The organism is Paratractidigestivibacter sp. (assembly GCF_052362415.1).
Classification (GTDB): domain Bacteria; phylum Actinomycetota; class Coriobacteriia; order Coriobacteriales; family Atopobiaceae; genus Paratractidigestivibacter.
Genome location: NZ_DAWEMK010000012.1, coordinates 26,583 through 30,060, shown reverse-complemented (window position 1 = coordinate 30,060; position 3,478 = coordinate 26,583). Strand labels below are relative to the sequence as shown.

Annotated in this window: 4 protein-coding genes; all 4 read right to left on the bottom strand. The window is 65.2% G+C overall.

What is annotated here, in order from left to right:
- Nucleotides 1-140: 140 nt before the first annotated feature.
- Nucleotides 141-335, bottom strand: coding sequence for a hypothetical protein (locus ACT84W_RS02450; RefSeq protein ID WP_432290947.1), 195 nt, complete (start codon nucleotides 333-335; stop codon nucleotides 141-143).
- A gap of 151 nt (nucleotides 336-486) precedes the next feature.
- The gene (locus ACT84W_RS02445; protein ID WP_444328088.1) at nucleotides 487-987 is read right to left on the bottom strand and encodes a flavodoxin; all 501 of its coding nucleotides are present in this window, start codon (nucleotides 985-987) and stop codon (nucleotides 487-489) included.
- 75 nt (nucleotides 988-1,062) lie between these two features.
- On the bottom strand, nucleotides 1,063-2,676 hold the full coding sequence (locus ACT84W_RS02440) for a peptide chain release factor 3 (protein ID WP_444328087.1): 1,614 nt from the start codon (nucleotides 2,674-2,676) through the stop codon (nucleotides 1,063-1,065).
- Between the two features lie 303 nt (nucleotides 2,677-2,979).
- Nucleotides 2,980-3,478 (bottom strand): glycoside hydrolase family 3 N-terminal domain-containing protein (locus tag ACT84W_RS02435; RefSeq protein ID WP_444328086.1); only part of this gene is annotated, 499 nt, incomplete at its 5' end.

Genomic DNA, 3,478 nt, shown 5'->3' with positions numbered 1-3,478 from the left:
CGACCGCGGACGGAAGCGCGAACCCCGCCTCAAAGACGATGCGCCCCTGGAGATCGGGGGCAAGGAAGCTGTTCCGCGGAATGCCGAACTTCTGCGGCAGGTCGCACTCCATATGCGCGATCGCCCTCAGGTGCACTTCTTTACAGCCCATGGTCCTCCAGACGACGGACGATGTCGGCAAGGGTCATACGATTGGCAAAGAGCTGCCGGTAGGTCGCGGTCTTGGTCTTCCCCTCCGCCCGCAGCGCCTCCATCCGAGCGTTGCAGCCGGCGAGCTCCTCGCGGGCATCCCTCGCGAAGGCGTCGTACGCTGCGAGCCTCTGCTCATCGTTCATCCCCGCTCCCCTCCAGTCGCCCATCGGCGCCGGCCCCGACCTCGGAGCATCAAACATACCGCAACAACCAAAACACGCCGCCGCGGCACATACCCGCGGCGGCGCATGTCTGGCAAAAAAGCTGCTCCCAATGACTGTCGCCCAGTGAGGGTTAGGCGAGCCAGGCGGCGACGGCATCGGCGCTCGCGGGGGCCTCGGAGCCCTTGATCGCGAGGCCGGCATGGATGGTCGCGCCCGGGCAGGCGGCGGCGAAGTGCGACTCGATCTGGCCGAGCCCGCTGCCCTCGTGGGTGCACAGCGGCCAGACCTCCTTGCCGGCGAAGTCGTGGCCCTCGAGGAAGGTGTAAACGGGCATCGGCATCGTTCCGCACCAGTTGGGGAAGACGACGATCACGCGGTCGTAGCCCGACACGTCGCGATCGGCGGCGAGCTCGGGGCGCGCCTTGGACTTGAGCTCGGCGACGGACTCCTTCACGCACTCGCGGTAGTCGGCCGGGTACGGCTGGGCGCGCTCGATGTGGAACAGGTCGCCCCCGCAGGCCTTCGCCGCGAACCCGGCGAGCACCTCCGCGTTGCCGTGCTCGAGCTCGGTGACGCTGCCGTTCACATAGTTCTGCCCTGCGTGCGAGAAGTACGCGACCAAGGTCTTCATGCAAGCCTCCATGCCTGGTTTCAAACGAGTCGTAGCCCTTATACCCAACCGAACGCGCGAGGGCTTGCGCGAGGGCTAGAACGTGACGTTTCCGAACTCGGAGAGCTTGAGCCCCTCGTTGTGCTCGACGGCCCAGTTGATGTTCCACTCGGAGGTGAACAGCAGCAGCTTGCCGCCGCGCATATCCTCGACGCGGCAGGTATCGCGCGTCAGGTTCAGGCGCGGGACGTCGACCTCGTCGGGCGGGTTGGTGATCCAGCGGATCTGGTTGTAGGGCAGTCCCTGGCGGTAGACCTTGACGTGATACTCGCTCTCGAGGCGCTGCTCGAGCACCTCGAACTGCAGCACGCCGACCACGCCCACGATCACGGACTCCATGCCCGCCCCGAGCTCGCGGAAGATCTGGACAGCGCCCTCCTGCGCGAGCTCCTCCATGCCCTTGACGAACTGCTTGCGCTTCAGGGTATCGACCTGCGAGATCTTGGCGAAGTGCTCGGGCGCGAACGTCGGGATCGCAGGGTACTGGACGTGCTTCTTTCCGGCGCAGACGGTGTCGCCGATGCTGAAGATGCCCGGGTCAAAGAGGCCCACGATGTCGCCGGCGTATGCCTCGTCCACGATGGCGCGGTCGTCGGCCATCATCGAGGTGCCCACGGCGAGCTTGAGGTTGCGCTCGCCCTGCATGTGGTAGGCGCTCATGCCGCGCTCGAACTTGCCCGAGCAGATGCGCACGAAGGCGATGCGGTCGCGGTGGTTCTTGTCCATGTTTGCCTGGATCTTGAACACGAAGCCGCTGAAGTCGTTCTCGACCGGGTCGACGAGCTCGCCCGTGAGCTTGTCGGTGTAGGCGCGCGGAGGGGACGTGAGGCGCAGGAAGTCCTGGAGGAAGGGCTCGACGCCGAAGTTCGTGAGCGCGGAGCCGAAGAAGACAGGCGAGAGCTTGCCGCAGCCCACTGCGTCGAGGTCGAGCTCATCGCCGGCGCCGTCAAGCAGCTCGATGTCGTCCATCAGGTTGTTGTGATTCTCCTGGCCGATGAGCTCCTCGAGCGTGTCGCTGCCGAGCTCGGCCTCGATCTCGCGGACCTTCTTTGTGGCGTTGGCGTGGCCGTCGCCCTCGAAGGCGAGCACGCGACGGGACTGGCGGTCAAAGACGCCGCGGAAGTTGCGGCCGGAGCCGATGGGCCAGTTCATGGGATAGGTGCCGATGCCGAGGACGTTCTCGATCTCCTCCATGAGCTCGAAGGGGTCGCGCGCGTCGTGGTCGAGCTTGTTCACGAAGGTGAAGATCGGGATATGGCGCAGCGTGCAGACCTTGAAGAGCTTGATGGTCTGGGCCTCGACGCCCTTTGCGCCGTCGATAACCATGACGGCGGCGTCGGCGGCCATGAGGGTGCGGTAGGTGTCCTCCGAGAAGTCCTGGTGGCCCGGGGTGTCGAGGATGTTCACGCAGTGGCCGTCGTACTCGAACTGCAGGACCGACGACGTGACGGAGATGCCGCGCTCCTTCTCGATGTCCATCCAGTCCGAGACCGCGTGCTTGGCGGAGCTCTTTCCCTTGACGGAGCCGGCCGTCTGGATGCTGCCGGTGTACAAGAGGAGCTTCTCGGTGAGGGTGGTCTTGCCGGCGTCCGGGTGGCTGATGATAGCGAACGTGCGGCGCGAAGAGATCTGGTCCTTGAGGCTGGCCATGTAATTCCAATCTATGCGACAAACCTTCGATATTATAGCCAGCCACCGGCCGAGCTCCCGGCTCGTCCCCGAACACGACGCCATGCACACGGGCCGAGGCGGGCGCTACGCCGCGGGCGCTTTGCGCGGCACACTTCTTGCCAAGAAAATAACGCGCAAGTTTGACCTCAACAGATCGGAATAACGCCTCTTGATGTCAAACTTGCGCGTTATTCGCCCGCCGGCAAGAAGGGCCGGCGCCGGTTACCCAACGGGTTCTCGGCGCCGGCCTTCGCGTGACTAGCTTCTGGGGGAAAGAAGCCCTTACGCCTTAGCCTTACGGCCCGCGATCCAGGTCGCGATGCGGCCGGCAGGCTTGCCCGCCTCACGCCAACGGACCATCTTCACGTGACGACGCCAGAGGTACAGGCCAAAGAGCGCGATCGCCACGACGCCGAACACGATGCAGCCGGTACGGATGGTGCTCGGCATGTCGAGGTTGTGGGTCGACTCGAGCGCGTCGCTGTTGACAACCATGTACAGGACGTTCTTGGTCGCGCGGCGCAGCGCCTGGTGGCCGGCGGCGGTATCGGTCGTGTCGGCGGTCATGGCCGTGTCCTGCAGGTAGTTGAGGTTGATGTCGTTGCCTGCACGGACACTGCGGCTCACGTCTGAGGTGCCGGCGGCCATGGTGCAGTCGGTGATGACGGCGCCCTTGAAGCCCCACTCGCCGCGCAGGACGTCGGTCAGCAGCTCCTTGCTCTCGGCGACGGGGGTCGCACCGATGCGGTTGTAGGAGCTCATCATGCCGGTGTTGCCCGCC

What these genes read in the sequence shown, in the direction of transcription:
- ACT84W_RS02450 (WP_432290947.1), bottom strand. Translation starts at nt 335, where the DNA reads ATGAACGATGAGCAGAGGCTCGCAGCGTACGACGCCTTCGCGAGGGAT.
- ACT84W_RS02445 (WP_444328088.1), bottom strand. Translation starts at nt 987, where the DNA reads ATGAAGACCTTGGTCGCGTACTTCTCGCACGCAGGGCAGAACTATGTG.
- ACT84W_RS02440 (WP_444328087.1), bottom strand. Translation starts at nt 2,676, where the DNA reads ATGGCCAGCCTCAAGGACCAGATCTCTTCGCGCCGCACGTTCGCTATC.